At 68.7% G+C, this 584-nt stretch carries 1 protein-coding gene; it reads right to left on the bottom strand.

Translation table 11 applies throughout. From position 1 onward, the window contains the following. Nucleotides 1–584, bottom strand: a 584-nt coding sequence (locus J8I29_RS29665) for a caspase family protein (protein WP_209434425.1), incomplete at both ends; no start/stop codon positions are given.

Below are 584 nucleotides of genomic sequence, written 5' to 3'. Positions count from 1 at the left end.
GGGGTCTGGCCGCCCTGGGTCGACTGGTCGACATCGGCCCGGACCTGGCCGAACATCTGGCGGATGTCGAGGCCGGGCGTCTCCATATGGGCGAGCAGCGCCGTGGTGAAGGGCGAATTGCGCCCGCTGCCGTCCTGCGCCACCGAGCCCGGCGCCGTGGAGAAGGCGATCAGCGTGCCCTTGGCCGAGGAGGCGTCGAGATCGATACGCGCCAGCCCGCGCGTGCCGGCCCCCCGGGTCAGCTGGCGCGTCAGGGGATTGTCCCGGCACGAATCCAGGATCACGATCTTCACCTTCGGCGCCGCGCTGTCGACCAGTTCCAGGAGCTTGTCCAGCGACAGCGTCTGGGTGTCCAGATCCAATTCGTCCGAGATCCTGGCCGAGACCGGCACCAGGTAGTTGCGCCCCTTCACCTGCACGCCATGGCCGGAATAGAACACCACCACGCTGTCGGCATGGTCGGCGTCGCGCAGGAAGGCCCTCAGACCGTCATTCATCGCCGCCAGGTCGCCGTCCTTGACCAGCGTCACCGCATAGCCGATCCGCCCCAGCGCCGCCGCCATGTCGTTGGCATCGTTGGCCGG

This window comes from Labrys sp. LIt4 (assembly GCF_017813775.1).
In the GTDB taxonomy this organism is placed as follows: domain Bacteria; phylum Pseudomonadota; class Alphaproteobacteria; order Rhizobiales; family Labraceae; genus Labrys; species Labrys okinawensis_A.
This window is presented reverse-complemented; position numbering and strand designations above follow the sequence as displayed.